The 22,887-nt window shown below is 57.5% G+C and carries 20 protein-coding genes; 12 read left to right on the top strand and 8 right to left on the bottom strand.

Annotation, left to right across the window (positions count from 1 at the left end):
• Window positions 1–15 precede the first annotated feature (15 nt).
• From groL to adhP, 3 genes are all read right to left on the bottom strand, one after another.
• Window positions 16–1,644, bottom strand: a complete 1,629-nt coding sequence (groL, locus tag Q4Q11_RS01330) for a chaperonin GroEL (RefSeq protein ID WP_498568322.1) — start codon at window positions 1,642–1,644, stop codon at window positions 16–18.
• 195 nt (window positions 1,645–1,839) lie between these two features.
• Window positions 1,840–2,751: a universal stress protein gene (locus Q4Q11_RS01325; protein ID WP_498568321.1), complete on the bottom strand. Its 912-nt coding sequence runs from the start codon at window positions 2,749–2,751 to the stop codon at window positions 1,840–1,842.
• Between the two features lie 222 nt (window positions 2,752–2,973).
• Window positions 2,974–4,047, bottom strand: a complete 1,074-nt coding sequence (gene adhP / locus Q4Q11_RS01320) for an alcohol dehydrogenase AdhP (RefSeq protein WP_498568320.1) — start codon at window positions 4,045–4,047, stop codon at window positions 2,974–2,976.
• Between the two features lie 146 nt (window positions 4,048–4,193).
• Between adhP and Q4Q11_RS01315 the strand changes: the two genes are divergently transcribed.
• Complete coding sequence (locus tag Q4Q11_RS01315; RefSeq protein ID WP_498568319.1) at window positions 4,194–4,646, top strand: hypothetical protein; 453 nt, start codon at window positions 4,194–4,196, stop codon at window positions 4,644–4,646.
• A 112-nt stretch (window positions 4,647–4,758) separates the two neighbouring features.
• Window positions 4,759–5,496: a helix-turn-helix domain-containing protein gene (locus tag Q4Q11_RS01310; protein WP_498568318.1), complete on the top strand. Its 738-nt coding sequence runs from the start codon at window positions 4,759–4,761 to the stop codon at window positions 5,494–5,496.
• Between the two features lie 232 nt (window positions 5,497–5,728).
• On the opposite strand, the gene Q4Q11_RS01305 is transcribed toward Q4Q11_RS01310, so the two are convergent.
• Complete coding sequence (locus tag Q4Q11_RS01305; protein WP_112510680.1) at window positions 5,729–6,244, bottom strand: GNAT family N-acetyltransferase; 516 nt, start codon at window positions 6,242–6,244, stop codon at window positions 5,729–5,731.
• A 346-nt stretch (window positions 6,245–6,590) separates the two neighbouring features.
• On the opposite strand from Q4Q11_RS01305, the gene Q4Q11_RS01300 reads away from it, so the two are divergent.
• The 5 genes from Q4Q11_RS01300 to Q4Q11_RS01280 are packed head-to-tail and all read left to right on the top strand — an operon-like array spanning window position 6,591 to window position 11,919.
• Complete coding sequence (locus tag Q4Q11_RS01300; protein ID WP_498568317.1) at window positions 6,591–7,757, top strand: HlyD family secretion protein; 1,167 nt, start codon at window positions 6,591–6,593, stop codon at window positions 7,755–7,757.
• Complete coding sequence (locus Q4Q11_RS01295) at window positions 7,754–8,695, top strand: ABC transporter ATP-binding protein (RefSeq protein WP_498568316.1); 942 nt, start codon at window positions 7,754–7,756, stop codon at window positions 8,693–8,695. The genes Q4Q11_RS01300 and Q4Q11_RS01295 overlap by 4 nt, the downstream gene beginning before the upstream one ends.
• Window positions 8,692–9,651: an ABC transporter ATP-binding protein gene (locus Q4Q11_RS01290; protein WP_498568315.1), complete on the top strand. Its 960-nt coding sequence runs from the start codon at window positions 8,692–8,694 to the stop codon at window positions 9,649–9,651. The genes Q4Q11_RS01295 and Q4Q11_RS01290 overlap by 4 nt, the downstream gene beginning before the upstream one ends.
• On the top strand, window positions 9,648–10,784 hold the full coding sequence (locus Q4Q11_RS01285; RefSeq protein WP_113215130.1) for an ABC transporter permease: 1,137 nt from the start codon (window positions 9,648–9,650) through the stop codon (window positions 10,782–10,784). Before Q4Q11_RS01290 ends, Q4Q11_RS01285 begins: the two co-directional genes overlap by 4 nt.
• Before the next feature lie 4 nt (window positions 10,785–10,788).
• Complete coding sequence (locus Q4Q11_RS01280) at window positions 10,789–11,919, top strand: ABC transporter permease (RefSeq protein ID WP_498568314.1); 1,131 nt, start codon at window positions 10,789–10,791, stop codon at window positions 11,917–11,919.
• Between the two features lie 156 nt (window positions 11,920–12,075).
• Here Q4Q11_RS01280 and Q4Q11_RS01275 read toward each other — a convergent pair whose 3' ends face one another.
• Window positions 12,076–12,726: a CBS domain-containing protein gene (locus Q4Q11_RS01275; RefSeq protein WP_498568313.1), complete on the bottom strand. Its 651-nt coding sequence runs from the start codon at window positions 12,724–12,726 to the stop codon at window positions 12,076–12,078.
• 241 nt (window positions 12,727–12,967) lie between these two features.
• Between Q4Q11_RS01275 and Q4Q11_RS01270 the strand changes: the two genes are divergently transcribed.
• A complete protein-coding gene (locus Q4Q11_RS01270; RefSeq protein WP_498568312.1) occupies window positions 12,968–13,804 on the top strand; it encodes a universal stress protein in 837 nt (278 codons plus the stop codon).
• 300 nt (window positions 13,805–14,104) lie between these two features.
• On the opposite strand, the gene Q4Q11_RS01265 is transcribed toward Q4Q11_RS01270, so the two are convergent.
• Together Q4Q11_RS01265 and Q4Q11_RS01260 are read right to left on the bottom strand one after the other, a co-directional pair.
• The gene (locus Q4Q11_RS01265) at window positions 14,105–14,800 is read right to left on the bottom strand and encodes a CBS domain-containing protein (protein ID WP_498568311.1); all 696 of its coding nucleotides are present in this window, start codon (window positions 14,798–14,800) and stop codon (window positions 14,105–14,107) included.
• Window positions 14,801–14,916: 116 nt separating this feature from the next.
• Entirely contained in the window at window positions 14,917–15,354 is a 438-nt protein-coding gene (locus tag Q4Q11_RS01260; protein WP_498568310.1) for a universal stress protein, read from the bottom strand.
• A gap of 864 nt (window positions 15,355–16,218) precedes the next feature.
• Between Q4Q11_RS01260 and Q4Q11_RS01255 the strand changes: the two genes are divergently transcribed.
• The 3 genes from Q4Q11_RS01255 to Q4Q11_RS01245 all read left to right on the top strand — a co-directional run bounded on the left by Q4Q11_RS01255 (window position 16,219) and on the right by Q4Q11_RS01245 (window position 20,659).
• Complete coding sequence (locus Q4Q11_RS01255; protein ID WP_498568378.1) at window positions 16,219–17,466, top strand: NRAMP family divalent metal transporter; 1,248 nt, start codon at window positions 16,219–16,221, stop codon at window positions 17,464–17,466.
• Window positions 17,467–17,579: 113 nt separating this feature from the next.
• A complete protein-coding gene (locus Q4Q11_RS01250; RefSeq protein WP_498568309.1) occupies window positions 17,580–19,316 on the top strand; it encodes an ABC transporter permease in 1,737 nt (578 codons plus the stop codon).
• Window positions 19,317–19,324: 8 nt separating this feature from the next.
• On the top strand, window positions 19,325–20,659 hold the full coding sequence (locus Q4Q11_RS01245) for an ABC transporter ATP-binding protein (RefSeq protein WP_498568308.1): 1,335 nt from the start codon (window positions 19,325–19,327) through the stop codon (window positions 20,657–20,659).
• Here Q4Q11_RS01245 and Q4Q11_RS01240 read toward each other — a convergent pair.
• Window positions 20,631–21,617 (bottom strand): zinc-dependent alcohol dehydrogenase family protein, encoded by a 987-nt coding sequence (locus tag Q4Q11_RS01240; protein ID WP_498568307.1) that lies wholly within the window; start codon window positions 21,615–21,617, stop codon window positions 20,631–20,633. The genes Q4Q11_RS01245 and Q4Q11_RS01240 overlap by 29 nt on opposite strands.
• 352 nt (window positions 21,618–21,969) lie before the next feature.
• On the opposite strand from Q4Q11_RS01240, the gene Q4Q11_RS01235 reads away from it, so the two are divergent.
• On the top strand, window positions 21,970–22,494 hold the full coding sequence (locus Q4Q11_RS01235; protein WP_112510716.1) for an Hsp20/alpha crystallin family protein: 525 nt from the start codon (window positions 21,970–21,972) through the stop codon (window positions 22,492–22,494).
• Window positions 22,495–22,887 lie beyond the last annotated feature (393 nt).

The raw sequence follows: 22,887 nt of genomic DNA, 5'->3' as shown, positions 1-22,887 counted from the left end.
CATCATGCTCTCACGCTAGGCTTGAAGCCCGGCTTCGCCTGAGCTGCCTTTTTCCTTCAGGTCATCATCGACGTCCGTCATCGTGGCTTCAGTGAGCAGAAGTACGCTCGCAACCGAGACCGCGTTCTCCAGTGCTACACGAATGACCTTGGTCGGATCGACGATACCGGTCTCGAACATGTCAGCGTAGATTTTCTTCTCGGCATCGTAGCCGAAGGTTCCGTTTCCCTCCGATACCTTTGCGACGACAACGCCGCCATCGATGGATGAATTTTCCGCGATCTGTCGGATCGGCACCTCCAGCGCGCGCCTCAAGATCTGAACCCCTGTTCGTTCGTCGCCTTCGCAGCGTTCCTCCTCTGCCGCGACAGCCTGCGTGCAGCGCAGGAGGGCCAGGCCGCCCCCGGGAGAAATGCCTTCCGCAACGGCTGCCTTCGTGGCATTGATCGCATCGTCAAGCGCTTCCTTCTTGGTTTTCATCTCGGCTTCCGTGGCCGCGCCGACGCGAATGACCGCAACGCCGCCTGCCAATTTCGCCAGACGCTCACGCAGTTTTTCCTTGTCGTAGTCACTGGAGGTTTCGTCGATCTCTCGGCGTAGCTGATCGATGCGCCCGGCAATGGCATTCTTGCTGCCGGCGCCGCCAACAATTGTCGTCGTATCCTTGGTTATGACGACACGCGAAGCGTGCCCAAGCTGATCCAGTGTGACCGCGTCGAGCTTGATTCCCAGATCTTCCGATAAAACCTGGCTGCCGGTTACGATTGCGATATCCTGCAGCATGGCCTTTCGCCGATCGCCGAAGCCCGGCGCTTTCACGGCGCAATTCTTCAGCGTGCCGCGAATCTGATTGACAATGAGTGTCGCCAGGGCTTCGCCTTCTACGTCTTCGGCAACGACCAGCAGCGGCATATTCGCCTTGGCGACAGATTCCAGCAACGCTACGCAGTCATTGAGCGCATTCAACTTGCGATCGATCAGAAGAACAGCGGCTTCTTCCAAGACAATTTCCATCCGCTCGCTATTCGTCACAAAATAAGGCGACAGGAAGCCGCGATCGAACTGCAATCCTTTGACCACCTCAAGCATGGTTTCCGTTGTTTTCGACTCTTCGACGGTAATGACGCCGTCGTCGCCGATCTTCTCCATGGCATCGCCTATCAGATTTCCGATTTTCGTATCGTTGTGGGCGGAAATCGTGGCGACCTGCACTTTCTCTCGCTTGCCCGCCACCGGCCGACTGTTCCGTCTTAGAAAGTCCACGGCGCAGGCCAAGCCTCGATCGAGCCCGCGCTTGATATCGATCGCGCTCGCGCCGGCGACGACATTGCGCAGCCCGTCTGAGAAGACCGCCTGGGCAAGAATAGTTGCAGTGCTCGTTCCGTCGCCGACGATGTCTCCGGTTTTCTCGGCCGCCTGTCGTAGCATGCGTGCGCCGAGATTTTCCTCCGCATCCTTCAATTCGAATTCCTTGGCTATGGTCACGCCGTCATTGCAGACAAGCGGGGTGGCCCACTTCTTTTCGATGAGCACCGCCTTGGACCGAGGACCGAGCGTAACGCGCACCGCGTCCGCCAGTTGGGTCGTACCGCGGAGAATCTTTTCCCGGGCGGCAGAGCGAAACAGAACGCGCTTGTATGTCATGGCATAATCTCCTTCAGAGGCTTTCCGCTTTTCTTCGAATCGCGGAAAGGCTCCATCCCTTTGTTTTCATGCAATTCCGGATGGAAAACTGCAGGGCACTTTTCCTGGAATGGCTCCAGGCGCTCATATCGGTCCTAAGCCTTACAGGCGATCATCTGACATCTCGGTTCGACACTTCCCTGTTCGGCTACCTCTTCAGTTGGATAAAAGGAGATGCAGCGGACAATGCTGAAGCAGATGCTGCGTGGCGCCGCCGAGTATCCATTCCCTGAAACGGCTATGCCCGTAGCCGCCGGCGACGATCAGATCAGCCTCGATTTTTGTAGCGACATCGACAATCGTTTCTCCGATGCTGGCCGGCTGCATCGGCTCCACGATGCTTCTCACCTTCACATTATGCCGTTGCAGATTATGCATCGCATCCCGTGGCGGATCAGCGTTCCCGCCAGTTTCCAGCACGGTGAGCAGCACGACGTCCTGTGCCTGCCGCAATAGGGGTAATGCGTCTGCGACCGCGCGTCGTGTTTCCCTTGTGTCTTTCCAGGCAACGACGATTGTATGTGTCTTGAGACCCTCCATGGTCGGGGAAGGGATCAGGAGGGGACGGCCAGCGGCCAGCAACACCGCACCTTGGTCAGCGGTTCTCTGGCGATCGTCTGCCTGTCCTTTGTCAAGGCGAAACAGTACGATCAAGTCAGCGCAGCACGCCCGCTCGATGATCGTTGTTGTCGGATCTGCGATCTCAGCGCGCCATTCGACATGATTTCGGAATGGCCCGTGCTGCATGATGTGTTCATGCAGATCACGCTGGCGCGCCTCGATGGCAGCCACGTCCCGGCGCATGATATTCATGCTCAATGCGGCGCTGCGCCCCGCAGCGAACGGGGACAGCGGCTCTGCAGACGACACGCATTGCAGTTCGGCATCGAACCCATTCGCCAATTCGAACACGAACTCAGCGCGCTTTTGTGGGCAGGCATCAATGTCGAAATGGACGAGAATGGATTTGAAGGTCATGGCCCGCCCCTTTATCTCGACGGATGAAACACGGCTGATCACTTCAAGATGATCGTGCCGATGCGGCAGCAGCGCCTTGACCTCAATCAAAGTCCGCGTGACGAACCGAAAGTTCGATTGGCCATAAAAATAGATATTGCCCGCGCTTGGCGCCCTGCATCGTAAAATTCGAAGCCGCTGCGGCCTTCGTCAGCTGCAGCGAATCCTATACTCCCTTTCCGATCGTCGGCACGCATCCAAGCGAGTGCCGCTTCGGCAAGCAAGGCAACGGTTTCGATGTTGCCTTGCTTGAATGCGAGCGCTTCCGTTCTTTCAGGCATAGAGCTGTTTGGCAGCCGTTTTCTCGCCTGCGGCTCGCATGTCCATATCCAGAACGACGCGTCCGTCGATGCGCCCCTCTTTCAGATCGGCAAACACCTTGTTGATATCTTCAAGAGGGGCGCGATGAATGGCGGCCTTGACCTTGCGATCTGCGGCAAAGACGATCGCTTCGTCGAGATCTCGGCGCGTTCCGACGATCGATCCTCGAATCGTGATGCGCTTGAGCACCACGTCGAAGATCGGGGTGGCGAACCGGCCCGGCGGCAGGCCAACCAGACTGACCGTTCCCTTCTTGCGCACCAGCGACAGGGCCTGAGAAAACGCCATCGGCGACACAGCCGTTACAAGTACTCCATGAGCGCCGCCGTTGGTGACTTTTGTCACTTCCGATAGGGTGTCCGGCAAGGTCGCGTTGATGGCGATGTCGGCGCCGGCCATCCGTGCGAGATTGAGCTTTGCCGCGGTTATGTCGAGGGCGATGACCTTCAACCCCATCGCCTTGGCGTATTGGATTGCGACGTGCCCGAGGCCGCCGACGCCGGAGATTGCCACCCATTCGCCGGGCTGCGCTTCGGTTTCCTTCAGCCCCTTGTATGTCGTGACGCCGGCGCACAAGATCGGCGCAATTTCGGCGAACTCCACATGGTTGGGAAGCTGGGCTGCAAAAGCTGCGTCGGCGATGACATAGTCGGCAAAGCCCCCATCACAGCTATAGCCGGTATTGTGCTGATGATCGCACAACGTTTCCCATCCGGTCTCGCAATATTCACATCGAAGACAAGCATCATGGAGCCATGCGACACCGACGCGGTCACCTTCCTTCACGTTTGTGACGCCCGGCCCAACGGCGGCGACGATACCCGCCACCTCATGCCCTGGAGTAAAAGGCAGGCTTGGACGCACCGGCCAATCGCCATCGGCGGCATGCAGATCGGTGTGACAGACGCCGCAAGCCTTGACCTTGACGAGAATCTCACCCGCACCCGGCTGTGGCACCGGCACCTGTTCGATAGTCAAAGGCTTGCCGAATTCCTTTACGACTGCAGCCCGCATAAGCTTATCCATGGAAATCTCCGTCCATACGCAAATGGTGATCGATGAGTTCGGAGCTTGCCGCAATATGCAGGCACAACATTGATCTGCCGCAATGACGCAAATCGTCCAGACTGATTTTCATTATTCATCGGCGGATCAACCATGAGCGAGGCGGGATGCAAGACGATTACGCACTCGGTCCCATGAGGACAGGTCAGATTGTGCCGGCTTTTGCCCTTCTTCGAGCTTTCAGTCCGCAGATGAGCATCGAGCGCTGGCAAGTCGTTGCCGGGCAGGGCCGCTGGACGATTATCGTGGCAACCGACTGTGTCGGTTACGTGCGTGGGATGACCCTCTCCTCCGTATGCACCCATCCAGTAGCACATAGGCTCATGGATATTCCGATCTTGATTGCCGGTAGCGTTCTGGACGAAAAAACCATAGCGGATCTGCTTTTTCGCGAGGCCAAACGCCGGGCGATCGTTTTGGGTTGCGATTTCATGCGCGTATGGACCTGGTCGCCCGACATACTCGACCAGCTTGACGATCTGCCTTTCCGCGAGCGTTGGAATCACGGCTTGCTACACTGCCTTACGCCGGCCGCAGCCCGATCCCTCGGCGACCGCTGATCCGGCGCTGTTACACTCAGTTACAAATTAGCACGAGTTAGCACATATCTGGCGTTTCCCTGTTACGCGAGAATTGTCAACTGTTCCTCATCGAAGCAGAGGAGTGGCTGGTATGATGACGGGCAATCTGCATCTGGTTCCGGACGTGAAGGGCGACAGGTCGGCTGCCACCGGACTGTCGGACTTCAACAGCATATTTTGCCGGCAGCCTCTCGAGCACGCGCGGCCGGGACAAGTTCTCTTCTTCGAAGGTGATCCGGCCAAACACATTTTTTCCCTGGTTGAGGGAAACCTTCGAATTTGCCGGCTGCTGTCAGACGGCCGGCGCGTCATTACCGGCTTTCTCAGAAGCGGTGATGTCGTGGGCGTTTCGTTCAGGAACCGATATCTCTATAGTGCCGAGGCGATCGACGAAGTTGCCTTTCGGCGGGTCGGCAAGGGATCCTTCGAAGAGGAGCTCGCCACATCCCCGCAGCTTCGGCCCCTGGCATTTTCGAGAGTCTGCGACGAAGTTGCCGCGGCTCAGGACCAAATGGTGCTGCTGTCATGCAAGAGCGCTGAAGAACGCCTTGCCAGTTTCCTCTTGCATCAGTTGCGGTGCGATGAGGCGCGGGGAGGAGCGCATGGAATGATCACGCTGCCCATGACGCGTCTCGATATCGCCGACTATTTGGGGCTGACAATCGAAACGGTATCGCGGACGATGACCAGATTGTCCAAGAAGGGCATCATCAGCCTATGCAACCGTCACGGCATAAAGATCCTCAGCCGGACGGCTCTTGCGCTTCAAGCGGCAGATGATGATGTGGTGAATGATGGCGGCAGCATCATTGGACAACGCCATCACTAGAGCCGGATGATTTCAGGTCGAATCGACCCACGATCTGAATCCGCTTTCAAATCAAGAAGTCAGCCGGATGCTACCCAAAATCCCCTGACACTTATCGGCATCCCGCTCCGAGATGTGGCGCCAGCGCGATTTGACGTGCCAGAGCCATCACCCATGCTGCCGATCGATACGGCTCCCGCCTGAAGTTGGCGGGAGCCGATGCGGGTCCGTCATCGGCTCGTCAATCGCGATCTCAAGCGGTCAGTGACTTCGACAATAGGAGATGCACGGGATCGTCGGGGCAGGGTTCAGCCTTGAAACCCATATTCTCTTCCAGTTCAATCGTGTCATAATTGCTTCTGTCTTCCACCGACTCGATCTTTTCCAAGCCGCGTAGTCTGGCTTCCTGCACCATCAGGTTTAAAAGTCCCCAGCCGAGGCCATGGCCTTTGAAGTCGCTCCGCACGGTGACGGCAACTTCGCCGCGCTTCTTTTTGTGATCGCAAGCCAGCACTGCCGTCGCGACAGGGATTTCGCTGCCGCCGATAAAAGCGAGATAGCTTTCTATGGCGTTGTGATCCACTCCGATCAGGTCGGCAATCTGCTTTCTCGAAACATGCTTGATCGCCGACAGAAAGCGGAAGCGCAGATCCTGCGGGCTGACATGATCGAAAAGCTCGATCATCAGGCCTTCGTCTTCGAGATCTGCAGGTCTGACTGTCACCTGCAGACCTTCCCGCGTCGTAATATTCCACTTTTCTTCCGACATGGCGGTCTCCTGTTCAAATGGTATTTCGCTCAATCCGCTTTGGGTACTCGGACGGTGAAACCGAACCGGTACGCGCCGTTGTATGCGCAGCGCGGATCAATCTACCGCGCCGTTCTCCCCGAGTGTGGCGCTGACACCCGTGGCTGGAATTGACATTTTGCATCTTGTCCGGGGCTGCGCAGATCGACCTTGCGCTGAATCAAATTGGCAAACGGATAATTCCGGAGCCTTGATAGATATCGAGCTTCCACTCGTCATTGGCAAAAGGCGCGGATGTCAAGAGGTTGACGTATGTCAAAGTCGATCGACGAAGGTCACCTATAACAATGATCATGAGAGGTGACCGATGAGCATCGAAGCCCATGATCGACAAGATGGTGTGACCGAGGTCATATCGCAGCAGACGGCATCATCCTCGCCAGTACCCACGGAACCCGAGGGGCTGGCGCCGGCCATGCGGCGAGAGATGCCGCGTACGGCCCCGCCGGAAAGCAAAGATAATTCCAATGCAGTTTTGCGACCCCGCCGCCAAAGGCTTCTTATTGCTTCGGCAATCGTGGTTGCGATCGGTGCGGTGGCGATATGGTATCGCCAGCCTATCGGCGAAGCCTTTTTCGGCCGACCGGCCGTTGCCGATACCGTGCTTGTTTCCGGGAACATAGAGGCTCATGAGAGCACATTGAGTTTTACGCAGATACAGGCTCCGATCGTTGAACTGCCTTTCAACGAGGGGCAGACCGTTCGGTCGGGAGATATCCTTGCCCGCGTTGACGACCGCTTCTATCGGCAGCAGGCAGACATCGATCGTTCGGCCTTAAAAGCGGCGATCGCGCAGGTCTCCGTCGGGCAGAGCAATCTGGATGCCGCTCAACATATTGTCGCCAGCGACGAATTCGATCTTGCCGGAAAGCAGCGGGAATATGCTCGTGCCGAGCAGCTTGTCAAAAGTGATGCGGTGTCGCAGCAGGACAGAGACCTGGCTTTGACGGCAAAGCAGCAATCGTCCGCTCTCCTGGCACGCGATCAATCACTGATGGATGTCGCGGCGGCGAACATCCGGCTTGCCAATGAAAACGTCAGGACTGCGCAGGCGAGGGTGGAACTTGATGAAACCACTTTGGCCTACACGATGCTTCACGCACCATTCACCGGCGTCATTGCCGTCCGCGAAGCCGAGCTCGGTCAGCTGGCGGCTCCCGGGGTTGCCATTTTTACGCTTGCCGATCTCGACCACATTTGGCTGAGAGCCTATCTCAACGAGCCGGATGTCGGCAAAGTGCGCCTCGGGGCGCCGGTCGACGTGACCACGGACACCTATCCCGGCAGGACTTATCGCGGTCGCATAAGCTTTATTTCGCCCAAGGCGGAATTTACGCCGAAGACTGTCGAAACCCATGCCGAACGCGTGACGCTGGTTTATCGCGTTCGTATCGATATCGACAATCCGAACCACATCCTCCTGCCGGGAATGCCCGCAGACGCCGCAATATCCATAAAGGCGGAGCGGCAATGATTTCCGACGCGGCGGACATCGTCATCTCCGTAGACGGTCTCAGCCGCAGTTTCGGTGTGATGAAGGCGGTGCAAAAGGTTGGTTTCCAGGTCGCCCGTGGGGAAATATTCGGCCTTGTCGGGCCGGACGGGGCAGGTAAGACGACCATCATGCGTATGCTGGCGGGCATACTTGCCCCTGATTGCGGCGCAATCCGCATCGGCGGCACCGACGTTGTCGGCGATCCCGAGGCCGCCAAGGCGCGTATCAGCTACATGCCGCAGCGTTTTGGTCTGTACGAAGATCTGACTGTCGCCGAAAATATCGGTTTTTACGCCGATCTGTTCGGAGTGCCGCGCAGGGAGCGCCGAGCCCGCGGCCGCGAATTGATGGCGGCAGCCGGTCTCGATGCGTTTGAGCAACGGCTGGCGGGGAAGCTTTCCGGCGGCATGAAACAAAAGCTCGGGCTCGTGTGCGCACTCATCCACACGCCTCAGGTTCTTCTGCTCGACGAACCGACGACCGGCGTCGATCCCGTCTCGCGCCGTGACTTTTGGGGTATTCTTTACGGCCTGCGCGAGAGCGGTGTAACCATCGTGTTGTCGACGGCCTACATGGACGAGGCCGAGCGCTGTTCGCGGCTGGCCCTGGTCCATACGGGGTCCATTTCCCATTGCGATACTCCGGACCGGTTGAAGCGGCTCATGCCCGGTGCGCTCCTGGCCATCATTTCAGACAATCCGCGCGAGGTGCGTGCGATATTGACGGGCGCCTCTGGCGTGCTGGGCATGTTGCTGATGGGCGACCGCGTTCACGTTCATGTGGACGACGCGACGCGACGTATCGCCGAAATACGGGATCTGCTGGCTGAGAAAGGTATGAGTGCCGAACTCGGCGTTGTCGAGCCGGGGATCGAGGATGTGTTCGTTGCGCTGCTGAATGCGGGAGAACCGTCGTGAGTTCCATCGCCTCAAAAGGTGACGTGCCGGCCGTTCAGGTTGTCGATCTGACCAAACGGTTTGGCGCCTTTACGGCAGTCGACCGCGTGAGCCTCAGTATCGGCAAGGGTGAGATCGTCGGATTCATCGGCCCCAATGGCGCAGGCAAGTCGACGACGATCCGCATGTTGTGCGGCCTCCTGCATCCAAGCTCGGGAAGGGCGTGGGTAGGGGGCTTCGATGTCGGCCGAGAACCGGAGAAGGTCCGCGCCCACATCGGCTACATGTCGCAAAAATTCTCCCTGTACGACGATCTTACGGTCTGGGAGAACCTGCGCTTCTTTGCGGGCATGTATCATGTGCGGCGACACGATCTGAGCGATCGCCTGGCGGCTGCTGTCGCCATGGCTGGACTGCGGGGCCGGGAAAATAGCCTGGTCGGCACTCTGGCTGCGGGCTGGAAGCAGCGCTTGGCGCTCGGCTGCGCGATCCTGCACCGCCCGCCGGTCCTGTTTCTGGACGAGCCGACATCCGGCGTCGAACCGGAAGCGCGGCGGCGGTTTTGGGATCTCATTCACGAACTCGCCGGGCTGGGTGTCACCGTTCTCGTATCGACGCACTACATGGACGAGGCGGAATACTGTAATCGCATCGCTCTCATCAACGCCGGTCGGCTGATTGCGATCGGCAGTCCCGGCGAACTGCGGCAACAGCGGTTGGGCGGGGAGCTTTTTGAGCTTGCATGTCAACCCCTGGGCGCCGCACTGGCAGCGATCCGTGCTATTCCCGAGGTCGTAGATGCTGCCATCTTTGGGGACAGATTGCATATATTGCTGCGGGAGGGTCAGGCAGTCCCCGACTTTGCATTGCTGCTCCAGGCTGAGGGCATTCAGGCAACGCCGGCCCATCGCATCGCAGCGAGTCTGGAAGATGTTTTCGTTCAGCTTGTCTCACACGAGCAGGGTGCTCATCCATGAAAATGCGCCGCGTCGTTGCCATCGCCTATAAGGAAGCATTGCAGATATGGCGTGATCCGCGCAGCCTCGCAATCGCATTGTTCTTGCCGTTCATGCAAATGGCGCTGCTGGGCTATGGGGTAAGTCTGGACGTAAGACACGTTCCCTTGTGCGTTTTCGACCAGGAGAGAAGCCAGTTGAGCCGCGAGCTCGTCAATCGCTTTACAGCCTCCGGCTGGTTCGATACCGTTCATCTCGTCGATAGCGACAATGCCGTTCGCAAGGCGATCGACAGCAATGTCTGCAGAGCTGTGGTGATTATCCCCGTCGATTTTTCCCGTGTCCTGAATGTGACGGGTCAGGCATCCGTGCAGGCGATTTTCGACGGTACGGACGCCAATACCACCAATATCGCCACCGGCTATGTCAATGGTATCGTCGCTCAGGCGAGTGCCGATTTCAAGCGGCGCTGGGCCGCTGCTCGCGGTCTTGGGCAGACGAAGGTCGATCAGGTAGACCTGCGTTCGCGTGCCTGGTTCAATGAAGGCCTCGATAGCCGCAATTTCATCATCCCGGGCGTCGTCGCCATCATCATGGCCTCCGTCGGCGCGCAACTGACGTCGCTTACAATCTCCCGCGAATGGGAGCGGGGAACGATGGAGCAATTGATCTCGACACCCGTTACGGCGATGGAGGTCATGTTAGGCAAGCTCGTGCCCTATTTCGCAATCGCCTTGGCGGATGCGATTTTCTGTCTTCTCGTTGCGGTCTATTGGTTCGAAGTGCCATTCCGCGGCAGCCTTGCTACGCTCGCGGTCACGACGGCACTGTTTGCCGTCGTGGTTTTGGGGATTGGATACCTTCTTTCGGTGCGCATTCGCAGTCAGCTGGGAGCAAGTCAGGTCGCATTGATTTTGACGCTGCTGCCGACGACGATGCTTTCGGGCTACACTTTCCCTATCGATCAGATGCCCGCTGCCGTCCAGGCCGTCACCTTCCTCGTTTATGCACGATATTATGTCAGCATCCTGCGCGACGTCTTTCTCAAGGGATCGCCGATCGAAGATCTTGCCGCGCCTGTTCTGGCGCTGGTGATCTTCACGGCAGCGATCGGCTATCTGGCGGCCACCGCATTCCGCAAACGATTGGACTGACAATATGTTTGACCGCCTGCAGGTGATGTTGATGAAGGAATTCCTGGAGCTGCGCCGGGATCCGTGGGCGATATTTCGCCTGGTCGTGCCGCTGGTGATCCAGGTGATCGTTTATGGCTATGCGGCAACCTTCACCGTCAATCATGCCGCCATGGCGGTTCTGGATCTCGATCGAAGCCAGGCCAGCCGCAATCTCATTTCCCACTTTGTCGCAACCGGGCGCTTTTACATCATCGATCGCAGCGATAGTGAAACGGAGATCTTGCGCACCATCGATACCGGCCGCGCGACCGTTGCGATTCTCATCCATGCCGGCTTCGCACAAGCGCTGCAAAACGGCCAATCGGCGCCCCTGGAGGTTGTCGTGGACGGCACGAATTCCAACACCGCCCTGATTGCCTTGGGCTATGTCGGGCAGATCGTATCAAGATTCGAGACAGATCTTGGCGATCCCTCGATGCTGGCGCCTGCCAGGGGCGCTCCGGCGACCGTCAATCTGTCGCTGCAGGAGCGTCCTTGGTTCAATGAGAGCCTGGACGATCGCTGGTTCTTCATACCAGGGGTGATCGGCACGCTGACATTGATGCAGGTCGTCAGCCTTACGGCCTTTGCAATCGTGCGTGAGCGGGAGGTTGGGACTCTGGAGCAGGTGATGGTAAGCCCTATCCGTCCGGTCGAGTTCATTCTTGGCAAAACCATACCGTTCTTTCTGATCGGTTTGGGCGATATCCTGCTCGTCGGAGTGATCGGCGTCGTCTGGTTCCATATCCCCTTTGTCGGCAGCTTTTGGCTGATGCTATTCAGCGCGTGTCTGTTCCTGCTATCCGCCCTTGGACTTGGCTTGCTGTTGTCTACTTTTTCCTACACGCAGCAGCAGGCCTTCGCGTTGACATTCTTTCTGATCAATCCCCTGTTCATTCTGTCTGGCTTTGCATTTCCGATATCGGCAATGCCAAAAGTCCTGCAGTGGCTGACGTTCATCAATCCGCTTCGCTATTTTCTTGTCGTCATCCGTTCCATATTTCTTAAAGGTGTTGCAATCGAAGTTCTCTGGCCGCAATTATCGGGTATGGCTGCTTTGGGAGCAGGCATGTTGGCTCTGAGTGTAATCCGCTTCCGAAAATCACTGGATTGATAAAGTTCATATACAGGTAAATTTGACCGTATTTGGCAAACTCGGCCGATGATATCAGCCTATGTGAGACGGTCGATCATCTATGATGATCGATACATATGCTATCGGGATGCCGATTGGCCAGGCTCTGTCGCGGGGCAGGCAGTTACGTGGAGCTCAGGCAGTTCGCGGTGCCACGTGCAGCCCATCGATGAAGCCGTTGGTACCATTGATGTGTTCGATAAGGACTTTGATCGCCTGGCGCTGAAGTTCGGAATCGATATTTCCCGTTATCGAGATCTGCGAGTTTCGAACCGCCACGTCGATCCGGTCGCCGGCGAGGCCCAATTCGGTTTTCAACCGCGTGGCGATCGCCAACTTGAGTGCGTCGTCGCCGGTCGCCACGATATCCGGCTTCCTGCTGGTGATGACGCGTAGAAGATCGCGGCGGCTCACAAGGCCTGTCAGATGACCCTGGTCAAGAACCAGAACACGCTTGATGTTATGAGCAGCCATAAGCTTTGCGATAATCGAGACCGGTGCATCCGGTGTGACCGCCACGATATTCGGAGTCATCACGTCGCTAATGCGCCAGGCATTGATCTTGATATATTGCCGGATATCGCAAACAGGCTGCTCCGAATCGTCACGTATTCGCGACGGAGGGTCGTTTTCACAACGCGCCAGCAGGTCGCCTTCCGTCACCATCCCGCAGATGCGGCCAAACTCGTCCGCCACCGGCAGGCCGCTGATGTGATTGTCGATCATCAAGCGGATTGCATGGCTGACATTGGCGCAGGCATCGATCGTGATAACCTTGGTTGTCATGATATCTCGTGCCCGCATGGTCATCACTCCCGATAAAGCAGCCGCTGTCCAGATCACGCTTGGCATTTCATCCGATTCATGATGCCGGACATTGATCGGCGTCAATCTCCGCAAGTAAGACGGATGAGGTGCGAAAATTGATATGATGAGCCGTTTGCCGGCCGGTTGTTGACGCCGATCAATGCTGCGGCGACATGAACTGCATAACCTTCGATCGTCCCATCAGCGGAGGCCAGAAATCATGTCATGCAAAACAATTCTCAGTGTCATCGCCGCACGTCACGACGATAAGGATCTGCAAACAGCCATTTCGTTAAGCGATGTCACGGGAGCTCACCTTGTTCTCGTCGTCGTCGCGTTTGGCGCGATGCCGCCTTACAGTGGATATGCGGATGACGCGGCAAGCATCTGGATCAACGAGCGCGAACGTGAGACCGCGGCTCTGAACGACAAGGTCGCTTCGGCTAGGACGAAGCTCGCCTCCGCGGGCATATCCCATGAAATACAGGAATTCTTCTGCGATTTTCCCTGGGCCTCGGATCTGCTTGGACAACGGGCGCTATATGCCGACATCACGCTCATCGGTGGGGACGTGGTGGCGGACGAGGATCTCAGAGGTTTTGCGATCGATGGCGCGTTGTTTCACGCTCCGACGCCGGCCCTGATCGTGCCGAAGGATTATTCGCTCGCATGGCCGCCCCGGACGGTGATGGTTGCCTGGGATTCCAGCTATGAAGCCGGCCGCGCGGTCCATCAGGCACTCGACGTGCTAAAGTCGGCAGCGCGGGTGCACATTGCGATGGTTGACCCCGTTGCCTTGCCCGGTCTGCAGGGTGAGGAACCGGGCGCCGATATTGCGGCCTACCTCGCTCGCCACGGGATCGATGTGTCGGTGGATGTCATCGCGAGCGGCACGCGATCAATCGATGCCGCACTGCAACGGCACGGCACGGATATTGGCGCCGATCTGCTTGTCATGGGTGCCTACGGCCATTCCAGAATGCGGGAGAGAATTTTTGGCGGAGTCACACGGGCAATGCTTGAACATTCAAACCTGCCGCTTCTGATGGGGCGCTGAGGCCTCGAGGCAGCACCAGCCATGAGTCGATCTGCCCGGGAATATTTTGTGTCCCTCCCGATCCTCTTGCGCAGCCGTGCGGCTGCGCAAACTCTGATTTCACTGCAATGACATCGGCTGCCGCTGGATCGAAGCACCTGCCTTGATCCATGCGCCGTGCCGCATGCAAATGCAAACGAAGGACAAAAGCATCACAGGATAGCCATTGCCGCGGCAAATACATCTTGATCCATCTTGAATAAGATGCGGCCGGCGTTGCCGATAAGGCAGCGCTGGCCGATTTCGTTCCATCCCTGCGCGTCAGACGATGCCGATACCGATGAGAGGATCGATGTAGACAAGCTGGTCGGAGACGGCGCGCACGCCCGGAGTGTTTTCGGCTGCGACCTTTGCTGCGAGACGTTCGCGCTCGTCGAGTATTCCACCCGAAAGCTCGGCTATTCCGTCTACGACTTTTACGCGGATTGAGCCGCCGCGCCCCCAGCTCTGAGCCGCCAGTTCGTTTATGATCGCCGCCTCAATTTCCCGATCCTTTGCGTTCGAAAGCGGGGCGGGAAGATATTGGGTGAGTGTTTTCAAAAGATCCGAACGAGACACGATTCCCACGAGCTTGCCGCGTGACACGACAGGAAGGCGTTTCACATGATGTTTTTCCATCAGATCGACCGCCTCGGCCAGCATTGTCGTCGGCTTTACCGTGACGACGTCGCAAGTCATGACCTCCTCTGTCGTGCGGCCGTGGGTGAGAACATACTCGTCCGCGAGCTTTCCGGGGCTAGTCAGGAAATCCAGCAGCCAGAAGCGCTTGCGTTCGGTGCGAAGTTCCGCACGGCGGACGAAGTCTCCTTCGCTGACGATTCCGACCAGATCGCCGTCAGCATTGACGACCGGGAGGCCGCTGATGTGGTTGTCGAGCATTATTTTCGCAGCTTCCGCAATCGGCGTCTCAGGTCGAACGGCAATTGCAGGCGATGTCATGACTGCATGAATAAGCATGATCGCTTCCTCGCTTTATCTGACGATATAGGCCAAGCACCTCGGCGAAATCGTTGATAAAGAGATATCCGCTATTTTCATCGCTCGCTTTGACGGCAATCAAATGGCCGTTGAATCTAGAAGCCCGCTTTGTCGTCCTGACCTTTGGCGATCCGATCGATGAGCACGGAGGATCGGGCGTGCCGTACGATATGGTCGATCGTCGAGCCGAATATGCGATCGAATATGTCGGTGACGTGAGCGGCGACGACGATCAGATCCGCTTCCCTCTCATCGGCGATCTTCAAGAGCGTTCGCGATGCTGGGCCTGAGCGGACATGGATAAACGCCGGTATGTCGAGGCGCTTGCACAATGCGCTTAGTTTCTCCTCGGCCTCGCCTATCACCGAAATCGCCCAGCCGTCAGGGCTTTGTTGCCCGGCGGGGAAACGTTCGACGACATGTGCAACGGTCAACTCACCGCCGGGCGCCAACAAGGAATACGATGTTCGCAGAATATGCTCAGCGCGTTCGCGAGATCCGAGCCCGATCGCACAAATAATACGTGTATACATGGCACGTCCTCTAAATCATGTCCGTGCCTGAGCAACAGGTAAATTCTGTCCTTAGCCCCTTTGCATGCGCCTCCTTGAGCAGCCGGTCGGCGCCCAACACGTCAACTACGATACCGCCGGCAAAGGATTGCGTCAGGGGATACGATAGAGTTTCCCGTATCCATGTTTCAGCGCGCGGAGAAACAGCCTCAAACTGCCATCGCGAGTTGTCCAGGCGGATGAGGCGAAAATCGCATCGCTCATTCCTTGCCGGTGCGCAACCCGCACCGGCAAGGAGCGCCTCCTCATTTCGCGTGATGACAGGTTCATGAGTCATCGTTTGTCTCCAATATCGAGTCGCATCTGCATCTCTTTTCAGCGATGCAAGGCGGAATAGGACTGCAGGCAACATAGCTTGACGGCGGGAGGACCGGCATTGACCGCGATCAAACGAGCGCAAATTCGCTTGATGCGCTGTCCGTGTCTTCCGTCAGCAACGGTCGCCTCGGCAATGATTTCCTGGTTGATCGCCTGCTATCTTGCCTGCGCATACCGGTCATTCGATGGAAAAGCTGACGGCGCTCAATGTCTTCTTGATCCAGCGCAATGCTCCGCCCTGCGCGAAAAGTAATGCTGAGCGGCAGTTGGAGCGCTCCAGGGCCGACGCGAGCTTGCCTGGGCCGGCTCGTAAACGGCGAAATTGATCGGCTGGAGGAAACCGGGTTCCGGCATTTCGGAGGTCCATGTTCAGTATCCATCCATCGTCGTTCGGATTTCGATGAAGCTCACTGATTTTGTTAAACTGGAGACAGGGCGCATATGGCATCTTCCGAAGATACTGCTCAGACACGGCGCACAAGGATCGGCGATCTCCTCTGGTCTCGTTTGAAGGAGCATCCGCTTGCGCGTGTCGGGCCGGGTCTTGTCACAGGCGTTGCCGATGACGACCCGAGCGGGATCGCAACCTATTCCCAGGCCGGAGCGCAATTCGGGCTCAATATGCTGTGGACCATGCCTCTGACATTTCCGTTGATGGCAGCGATTCAATCCATGTGTGCCCGTATCGGCCGGGTGACGGGCAAGGGGCTGGCAGCCAACATCAAGCTTGCCTTTCCGCCCGCCGTACTTCGAGGTGTGGTGCTTCTCCTTCTTCTTGCCAATATCCTGAATATCGCGGCCGACGTCGCCGCCATGGGTGAAGTCGCAGAATTGGTCACCGGTTTCAACCGTCATGCCATGACCATATTCTTCGTCGTTTCTACCTTGCTGCTTCAGGTTTTCATTCCCTATCATCGCTATGTCGTATTTCTGAAATGGTTGACCCTGTCGCTGCTTGCCTACGCGGCAGTTCTGTTCACGGTCCATGTTCCCTGGCGCGAGGTCGGCCTGAGAACGATCTGGCCCAAGTTCCCACTTGGTTCAGATGCTGCAGCGGTGGTCACGGGCGTCTTTGGCACCACCATCAGCCCGTATCTGTTTTTCTGGCAGGCGTCGGAAGAAGTGGAAGACATGGAGCGGCGATGGGGCGGCGTCTCTCTTATCGCGGACAAGCCCAACGCCGATGCGGAATTGCGGCGCATTCGCTGGGATACGTGGAGCGGCATGTTCTATTCCAACATAGCGGCTTATTTTATCATCCTGGCCACCGCCATGACCCTGAACGTGGCCGGCATTACCGACATCAATACGGCGGCCGAGGCCGCAAGTGCGCTGAGGCCGCTTGCAGGTGATTTTGCCTTTCTTTTGTTCGCACTCGGCATTCTTGGCGTCGGTCTGATCGGAGTTCCCGTTCTGGCGGGCTCGGGGGCATACGCGCTTTCCGAGGCCATGGGGTGGAAGGAAGGGCTCGAACTGAAATTCAGCGATGCGCGCGGCTTTTACGGTGTGATAGCAATCAGTGTGCTTGCGGGGATGATTATTCAATATTCACCGATCAGCCCCATGAAGGCACTATTTTGGAGTGCGGTCATCAACGGCGTAGTGGCCGTGCCCCTGATGGTCGTGGTCATTCTCCTTGCGTCGAGCAAAACGGTTATGGGCGATTTCACGGCTCCTCGGTCAATCATAATTCTCGGCTGGATCGCGACAGCCATCATGGGCATTGCCGCCGTTAGTATGTTCATTCCCGGCTAGCGCTATAGAAGACAACAGTGCCGGCAAGGTGGGTCGGTTCCCATGCCGTCGCCTTGATTGCGGTCAATGACCGAACTTGCTTCCTCAGGAAGAATATCGGGCAGGAGAGGGCAATGGAGCGCCGCGTTGAAAAGTTTGGAGACGGCATTTGGCGGCAGCGAATACCAGGCTGGCGCGATCTTCTTGCCGTGATCCTCCTGTCTGCCGTCGCAACCCTTCTCGGCTTCGGAGCCTGGCAGATGGTCGGTCCGTTTCCTGTAGACGGTGGGATCGAGATCTCGCTGTCACCGCTGGTTCTACCCCTTTATACATTGAATACGGTAATGCGGATGTTGGCCGCACTTGCTGCATCCTTAATCTTCACATTCACATATGCGACATTGGCAGCCAAGAGCCGCCGGGCCGGGATGGTGCTCATTCCAATCCTCGACATGCTTCAATCGGTTCCGATCCTTGGCTATCTATCGTTCACCGCCCTTTTCTTCCTATCGCTTTTTCCGGGCAATTTGCTTGGTCCGGAACTGGCAGCGATCTTTGCGATCTTCACCAGCCAGGCCTGGAACATGGCGTTCAGCTTCTATCAGTCCCTAACCACCATTCCTGCAGATCTGGATGAAGTCAGCCGCAGTTTCCGCGCTTCGGCGTGGCAGCGTTTCTGGCGCCTTGAGATCCCATTCGCAATGCCGGGCCTTGTCTGGAACATGATGATGTCGATGTCGGGAGCATGGTTTTTCGTCGTCGCTTCGGAGGCCATATCGATCGGCAAGTTTCAGATAATGCTCCCTGGCGTCGGATCGTATGTGGCGCGGGCGATCGAGGAGCGCAATCTGGCAGCGGTGGGATGGGCGATCGTCGCCATGACGATTGCGATCCTTCTTTGCGATCAGCTCCTGTTCCGGCCGATGGTAGCCTGGGCCGACAAGTTCCGGTTTGAACAATCCGCCGCGCAGACAGTTCCGCAAAGCTGGGTTCTTGACATGTTTCATCGATCGGCCCTTCTCCGTCGGCTGTCGATTCCCATCGTCGCCGCCTTGAGAAGAGTTACGCGAGCCCGTCTCAGTGTTCCCCGAGGCCTGGTTGGATTGTCGCGCTTTCGGCCTGCGGCGCGCGTTGCGGATGGTATTTGGCACGGCATCGTCCTTTCGCTCATCGGCTATGCCATCTTCGAACTCGCGCAACTTGCGCAGCACTCCCTGTCATGGAAAGACATCGCGGTCGCGATAATCAACGGTGGCATTACGCTATCCCGCGTCCTTGTGCTGGTCGCGCTTGCCAGCGTCGTCTGGGTACCCATAGGCGTTATGATCGGGCTTCGTCCGAAGTTGACGGAGCGGATCCAGCCGATCGCGCAGTTCCTTGCTGCCTTTCCGGCAAATTTACTGTTCCCTGTTGCGGTCCATATCATTGTGCGGTTCGATCTTGCTCCCGGGATTTGGCTGAGCCCGCTGATGATCCTGGGTACGCAGTGGTATATTCTTTTCAACGTCATCGCTGGAGCCAGCGCATTTCCCAACGATCTGCGCGAAGCGGCGAAAAGCTTCCGCCTCCGTCCATGGCGCTGGTGGCGGAAAGTCATGCTGCCCGGCATTTTCCCCTATTATGTGACGGGCGCCGTCACGGCTGCGGGCGGAGCCTGGAATGCGAGCATCGTTTCCGAAGTCGCCAGCTGGGGGCCGGACAGACTGAGCGCCGGTGGTCTTGGCGCATACATAGCGCAGATGACCGACACAGGCGACTATCCGCACATCGCCCTTGGAATCGCAGTCATGTCGGTGCTGGTCATCACCGTGAACCGGCTGCTGTGGCGCCCTCTACATGCCCTTGCCGAACGCCACATGCGGCTTGATTGAGAGGAAACATGTCTGTCGACGCAGCTATGCCCATTATCGAACTCAGGAATATCTGCATGGATTTTGCCAAGCCTTCCGGTGAAGCGTTGCGCGTGCTGAACGATATCAGCATCTCGCTTCACGAAGGGGAGATCCTTGGTTTGCTCGGCCGTTCCGGTTCGGGAAAGTCAACATTGCTGCGTATAGCCGGCGGGCTGATCCAGCCGAATTCGGGGGAGGTTCTTTATCGAGGCCGTGCTTTATCCGGCCCCGCCGAGGGTATAGCGGTCGTGTTTCAGAGCTTTGCGCTCTACCCATGGCTGACCGTTCTCGACAATGTCGAATTGGGTCTCGATGCGGCCGGTCTCACGGATGACGAGGCACGCCGCCGGGCGTTGTCCGCCATCGATCAAATCGGTCTCAGCGGCTTCCAATCGGCTTTCCCGCGCGAGCTTTCAGGTGGAATGCGTCAAAGGGTCGGCTTTGCCCGCGCGATGGTCAGCAATCCGCTGCTGCTGCTGATGGACGAGCCTTTCTCGGCTCTGGATGTTCTCACTGCGGAGACCTTGAGAACGGATTTCCTCGATTTGTGGGCCGGTCACCAGCTATGCACGAAGGCAGTGCTGATGGTCACGCATAATATCGAAGAAGCAGTCCTGATGTGCGACCGCATCCTGGTTCTCGGTGCGCATCCTGCCCACATTGTTGCGGAAGTTCCGGTGCCGCTGGAGCAGCCGCGCAATCGAATGGATGCGGCGTTTCGCACGATCGTGGATGAGATATATTCGATCCTCACGGCAAGGCTCGCCCAATCGATCACCGCCCAGGGGCAGGTTCACGGCGGATTGGCTCAGATCCTGCCTGATATTGCGATCAGCCGCCTTATCGGCTTTATCGAGACGCTGCATTCTTCTTACGAAGACCATGCGGAACTGGCAAAGATCGCGGCGTTTCTGAGGCTGGAGATGAAAAGCCTGTTCGCTATTGCTGCTGCCCTGCATATCCTCGAGTTTGCCGAATTGGAGGATGGCGCCATAAGGCTCACTGCGTCCGGTCGGGTATTCGCGGAAAGCGACGCCGAGCAGCGCAAGCGTCTTTTCAAGGAACATCTGCTGCGGTTTGTGCCGCTGGTCGCGCATATCCATCAGATCCTCGATGAGCGTGACGAACATCGTGCTCCGCGCAAACGCTTCGAGCTCGAGTTGCAGGATCATCTGAAGCCGAGCGACGCGGAGGAAACCATGCGGGCGGCAATCGGTTGGGGCCGATATGCGGAGCTTTTCACCTACGATGATCGCACTCGGACGTTCGGGCTCGGCATGAACTCCGCCATCGCTACGGCACAAGCACGGCGGCTCCCTTGATCGTTCCGTCGCGTAATTGTTTCAGCGCCTCGTTCGCATCGCTCAGCGGGAAGGGCGAGGTTGTGGTACGCACGGGGATCTTGGCGGCGATGGCGAGAAATTCGTCGCCGTCACTTCTGGTCAGATTGGCGACGGACCGCACGACGCGTTCCTCCCAGAGGATATTGTAGGGAAAACTCGGAATATCCGTCATGTGAATGCCGGCACAAACAACCGTACCGCCTTTGGCAGTGGCGCGAAGCGCTGCCGGGACGAGCTCGCCCGCAGGCGCGAAGATCAGCGCGGCGTCAAGCGGCTCAGGTGGCAACGCGTCGGAACCGGAGGCCCAGACGGCGCCAAGTTCACGCGCGAAGGCCTGCCCTGCAGTATCGGCCGGCTTTGTAAAGGCGTAAACCTTCTGTCCCCGATAGCGCGCGACCTGGATCGCAATATGCGCCGCGGCTCCGAAACCATACAGACCGAGCCTGGGCGCATCGCCCGCCAGCCTCAGCGCACGATAGCCGATCAATCCGGCACAAAGCAGCGGCGCAGCCTCGACGTCGGTAAATCCAGCCGGAATAGGAAAGCAGAAGCGCTCGTCGGCGACGGTGTATTCCGCATATCCACCGTCAATCTGATAGCCTGTAAAGCGTGCGCCCGAGCAGAGATTTTCGCGTCCGCTTTTGCAATAGGCGCATTCTCCGCATATCCAGCCAAGCCAGGGTACGCCAACGCGGTCGCCAAGGCGGATATTGGCAACTTTTTCTCCCAGGGCGGTTACGACGCCGACGATCTCATGTCCCGGAACGAGGGGAAGTTTCGGTTGCGTAAGCTCGCCGTCGACGACATGAAGGTCGGTACGACATACGCCGCATGCGCAGACCCGGATCTGGACTTGATGTTTGCCAGGCAGCGGCAAGGCTTTGTTCTCATCCAAGCTGAGCGGCTTGTGGGCACTTTCCAAGATCATGGCGCGCATGGTTCGGCTTCCCGGATGTTTCGCCTGCAGGAGTGTCGCACAGTTCGGCGCATGAATTCCAGTCTTGTCTCAATAGAACCACGTTTCGGATCGGAGATGTATCCGAACTTGACGCGCATCAATGTGAGAACATGCCGAAAGGTATTTGCTGGAGTTCCTGCTGATTATGTCGGATTGGGTAACGCGATGCGGCGGAAATTTTCCAAACGCCGACGGCGAATCCATGAACTCGCATTGGCGTTGATATTCGGCAGGATCCGTCGCTCTCCGGCCCAGCGTTTCAGGAAAATCCGGAAGCTGGGGACCGTGGCGGCGGACATGTAGAAATCTGTTCAATTCCAGGAGATTAGCCATGGCCGAAGCCGCTACCAAACTACCTGTCCAGAAATCTGTCGGGGCTGCCAGAACTGAACCGCAGACTCGCCTTCAAAGTCTACGCAAAGAGATTGACGCCCTTTTCGACGATTTTCATCCGTTCGATTGGCGCTTGCCGTCGAAGATGTTCGGTTTCGAAATTCCGCGGATATCCTACGCAGAATGGCAGATCGCTCCAGCGATCGACCTCCTCGAGAAGGATGGCGCCTATGAAATATCGGCCGAGCTTCCTGGCCTTGACGAGAAAAACGTCGAGGTAAGCCTCACCAATCACACCTTGACGATCAAGGGTGAGAAGAGTGAGGAAAAGAAAGAGGACCAGAAGGATTATTATCTTTCGGAGCGCCGCTATGGTTCCTTCCAGCGAAGCTTTCAGCTTCCCGAGGGCGTCGACGTAGACAAGATCGATGCACATTTCGCCAAGGGTGTGCTGACGGTGATGCTGCCCAAGACCGCCGAAGCAAAGAAGGCGGAAAAGAAGATCGAAGTGAAGACAGCCTGATATCCGCCGGTTGCCGTCGCTGCATCGTTTCCATTCGACGCAGCGACGGCAAGGAGAAACAGATAAGTCTCGTGCGATGCGGCGATCCTTCGATTCATGATTGCCGCCCCGCCCTGCGCGAACGCTATCTGCCCCGGGTATCCGAGCCGGGGATCGAACGCTGGGAATACGGTGCGACTTGAAACGGTGGAGCATCCGCTTGCGGATGTTGCACATGATGCAATTCGGGCGTGGCGGCGCACGAGGAACCAAATGATGTCCGGGAAAAAATCATGGATTCTTTCAGCGAGAGAAAAGACCCAGCCCTGCCGAAGATGTATTTCTTCGACGGTTGCGTGAAAATCGTTTCGGCCTATGTCAGCCACAATGCGGTCCCGCTACACAGCCTTCCGC

The sequence above is a fragment of the Rhizobium sp. UFLA01-1127 genome (genome assembly GCF_059803845.1).
This window is presented reverse-complemented; position numbering and strand designations above follow the sequence as displayed.

What these genes read in the sequence shown, in the direction of transcription:
- groL (WP_498568322.1), bottom strand. Translation starts at nt 1,644, where the DNA reads ATGACATACAAGCGCGTTCTGTTTCGCTCTGCCGCCCGGGAAAAGATT.
- adhP (WP_498568320.1), bottom strand. Translation starts at nt 4,047, where the DNA reads ATGGATAAGCTTATGCGGGCTGCAGTCGTAAAGGAATTCGGCAAGCCT.
- Q4Q11_RS01315 (WP_498568319.1), top strand. Translation starts at nt 4,194, where the DNA reads ATGCAAGACGATTACGCACTCGGTCCCATGAGGACAGGTCAGATTGTG.
- Q4Q11_RS01310 (WP_498568318.1), top strand. Translation starts at nt 4,759, where the DNA reads ATGATGACGGGCAATCTGCATCTGGTTCCGGACGTGAAGGGCGACAGG.
- Q4Q11_RS01305 (WP_112510680.1), bottom strand. Translation starts at nt 6,244, where the DNA reads ATGTCGGAAGAAAAGTGGAATATTACGACGCGGGAAGGTCTGCAGGTG.
- Q4Q11_RS01300 (WP_498568317.1), top strand. Translation starts at nt 6,591, where the DNA reads ATGAGCATCGAAGCCCATGATCGACAAGATGGTGTGACCGAGGTCATA.
- Q4Q11_RS01295 (WP_498568316.1), top strand. Translation starts at nt 7,754, where the DNA reads ATGATTTCCGACGCGGCGGACATCGTCATCTCCGTAGACGGTCTCAGC.
- Q4Q11_RS01285 (WP_113215130.1), top strand. Translation starts at nt 9,648, where the DNA reads ATGAAAATGCGCCGCGTCGTTGCCATCGCCTATAAGGAAGCATTGCAG.
- Q4Q11_RS01280 (WP_498568314.1), top strand. Translation starts at nt 10,789, where the DNA reads ATGTTTGACCGCCTGCAGGTGATGTTGATGAAGGAATTCCTGGAGCTG.
- Q4Q11_RS01275 (WP_498568313.1), bottom strand. Translation starts at nt 12,726, where the DNA reads ATGACAACCAAGGTTATCACGATCGATGCCTGCGCCAATGTCAGCCAT.
- Q4Q11_RS01270 (WP_498568312.1), top strand. Translation starts at nt 12,968, where the DNA reads ATGTCATGCAAAACAATTCTCAGTGTCATCGCCGCACGTCACGACGAT.
- Q4Q11_RS01265 (WP_498568311.1), bottom strand. Translation starts at nt 14,800, where the DNA reads ATGCTTATTCATGCAGTCATGACATCGCCTGCAATTGCCGTTCGACCT.
- Q4Q11_RS01260 (WP_498568310.1), bottom strand. Translation starts at nt 15,354, where the DNA reads ATGTATACACGTATTATTTGTGCGATCGGGCTCGGATCTCGCGAACGC.
- Q4Q11_RS01250 (WP_498568309.1), top strand. Translation starts at nt 17,580, where the DNA reads ATGGAGCGCCGCGTTGAAAAGTTTGGAGACGGCATTTGGCGGCAGCGA.
- Q4Q11_RS01245 (WP_498568308.1), top strand. Translation starts at nt 19,325, where the DNA reads ATGTCTGTCGACGCAGCTATGCCCATTATCGAACTCAGGAATATCTGC.
- Q4Q11_RS01240 (WP_498568307.1), bottom strand. Translation starts at nt 21,617, where the DNA reads ATGCGCGCCATGATCTTGGAAAGTGCCCACAAGCCGCTCAGCTTGGAT.
- Q4Q11_RS01235 (WP_112510716.1), top strand. Translation starts at nt 21,970, where the DNA reads ATGGCCGAAGCCGCTACCAAACTACCTGTCCAGAAATCTGTCGGGGCT.